Origin of the sequence: uncultured Candidatus Kuenenia sp. (assembly GCF_900696675.1) — a bacterium.
Classification (GTDB): domain Bacteria; phylum Planctomycetota; class Brocadiia; order Brocadiales; family Brocadiaceae; genus Kuenenia; species Kuenenia stuttgartiensis_A.
This window is the reverse complement of record NZ_CAADGZ010000219.1, coordinates 1-2,942: the sequence shown is the minus strand read 5'-3', so window position 1 is coordinate 2,942 and position 2,942 is coordinate 1. Positions and strand designations below refer to the sequence as shown.

1 protein-coding gene is annotated in these 2,942 nt (G+C 45.3%); it reads right to left on the bottom strand.

From position 1 onward, the window contains the following. The coding region (locus QZT26_RS17035; protein ID WP_295103870.1) for a hypothetical protein at positions 1-2,942 on the bottom strand (2,942 nt) is incomplete at both ends.

The window sequence follows — 2,942 nt, the reverse complement described above, 5'->3', positions numbered from 1 at the left end:
GAAAGCGTCGGCGTAACTGCAGTGGATTTGGTATAGGCGTCACCATTGTTAATACTTATAGAACAATTTGGCGCTGTGGTATCAGCGGTAGATGTTGATGACGGTGGCGGCAATTTCCACGTGCCGGAGAAAGAGCTGATATAGACATAACTATTATGAGGATTGACTGATATACCCTGGATATTAATATCCGAACCCAGATTCCCATTAATGTTCGCCCAGGTCATTCCGTAATCAGTTGAACGAAAAACACCATTTGACTGGCCATACCAGGAGGCATAGGCGCCCGCATACACCACATTTGGGTTGTTTTGGTCTACGGCTACTGAATTGATATCTTCGTATCCGTACCTGCTTTTAGTAATACCGTCGGCATTGCCTCGGTATATCGTCTCTCCGCCATTGGCGCTTGTATCTGTTATGATATAGATACCTTCATTCCTCACCGCAGCATAGATTCTGTCTTGGTTTGTGGGGTCTATGGCAATTTGTTTAATACCGGCTGTATTCATACTTTTAACAGGAATCGATGGGTACAGGTTGGTTGCCGACCACGTGTTTCCTTTGTCAGTGGATTTTTGAATATACCAATTGCCGGTAGTACTGTCTTTCCCCCAGGTATATACAATGTCGCCGTTCCCGGGCCATATACCATAGACGGTTTTTGAAAGCGCAGTAAAGGCATCAGAAGTTCCTATGTTATCAAACCTGTATTTGCCTGCATAAACAATGTTATCGTTTTGTGGGTGGAAACTCACTAAACTGCCTACCCACTCCTCTCCTCCTGCCGTATCGGATATAGTAGTAAAAGAACCCCCACTATTTCTTGATATAGCGACATTATAAGTATTCGTCGTCCAATTTCCGTTAATTTTAACAATAATATTACCTTTTATTGCCCCACCGGCAGCAGCATTGATATTAGTGGTTGCGATACTCTTAAAAGTATCCTCGCCGTCTGTCGATAACATCGATCCAAAGTCCAGGTGGAAAGCTGCTAATGTATTTGGATTGGCGCTATCCCATCCAAAAAGAGACGGGTTGGTAGCGAGACCTCCAGAACCCGTATAACCGGTATTTGAATACCTCCATGTTTTACCGCCGTCAGTAGTCTTTCTTACGATATCACCATGGCCGGCCATTATCGCCGTATTTTCATCAGTTGGATGAAAGGCAATCGGAGCAGACCATTCTCCAGAACCTGAAAAGTCTTGCGTCCATCCGCCAGAAAATTCAGAACCGGCCACCCAACCATCGGCGTTTTTTTCGTCCATTGTTTGTGTCTGATACCAATTATTGCCCCCATCGTGGGTATAATAAAGCTGTTTGGTTGGCCATAACCCAAGAAATCCTACCATTACTTTCTCAGGATTTACGGGGCTCATTGCAATTTGCTGCGCCTTACCAGTCTTTCCGTTGCTAACCGGAGACGCCTTTGTTCGTGTGAAATTCAACCCACCGTCTGTTGATTTATAAACACCATTACTACCTGCCGTTGCATACATAATATTGGGGTTGTTGTAATTAATAACCACTGCATACGGATGAGAGGGCAGCCCTGTTTTTATTTTTGTTACTATCGCAAAACCGCCGCTATCCTCAACCTTGTATAATCCCCAGCCGGTTGATACAAACAGGATATTGCTATTAGTTGGATGTACCTTTACATCAAACAATCCACCGTGATCGTCTAAAACATACCCGCCCCCGGATTTAGTGACCAAATTCCACGTTGTTCCACCATCGGTTGATTTTAAGAGTCCGCCTTCACTCTGCGCTGCATAAATGCTGCCGCCGGCAAAAGCAAAGTGGATGCCTCCACACCCTTGACTTCTATGAAAATGTGCATCCTTAACTCTTGTCCAATTATCACCGCCGTCAGTCGTTCTAAATATTCCTTCAGCATCATGCTGTTTGGATATTGGCGTACTGCCGCTAGCACTCATCTCACTTCCAGCAACATAAACGACATCCGGATTTGTCGGATCAACAACTATAGAAGCCCCGCCGTTGGCATAGAATCCATTTGCCTTTCTTTCCCATTTAATACTGTAAGGGTCTGCATTGGCATTTGTGGTTTTCCATACCTGATTTGTGTCGGAAACTAAATATGCAATATTGGAATTGGATGGAGCATAAACAATACCACTTATCAACTGCCATCCCTCGCCCCCTGAAAGCCCCGCCGTCTTCTGAGCTTGCGTTCTTTTGACTACCTGCTGCCATGTCTGTGTACTGCCAGATTGTTTAGAGATTATGGCTTTTGTACTCTTTTTTGACGATACACTGTTGCGTGATCCGCCAGCAGGATAGTACTCAACCAACGTCGTATGCGTCAACTCACTGCCATTTACTGTTTCATCCGAAGTCTCCGAACCCGATGTCACATCTGACTCTGACTCTGTCTCTGACCCGGTCTCTACTGTTGACAAAGCACCATCTCCCGATACGGTAAAGATGTATCCTTCACCTATGTTATCCTTGCTCTTTAAACTTACCTCGTTACCAACAATGCTGACATCGGCGCTCCCATCCCCTGACTCAACAAAATAACCGTCAGTCCGCTGCACCGCGGTTACCGTCTCACCCACATTAAGCGTTATAGCCCCTGACAACGTCAAAAACACAGCAAAAAGCTTTCCTGTCTTTGGATGACGTGAATACATGACATCACTCCCCGCATAACTCTTTGTACTATGATAAACACTGCCATCCCATGTACGTTCACTGAGCGGCACATTATTAAGATTATCCCAGTTGGGTATGCACCTTATGAGTTTGAGTCGGGGAGAAACCTCGGTAATACTCTTAAAACCCGGCATATCCCCTGTGTCGCCAAACCAATTATACCATGCGCCGTTAATGCCCGCCTTGGCGGCAAAAAGACGATTCCTGTATTCATCTGCTTCGCTTGTCTGTGAGTTGCCAACCTTGTCTTTTGT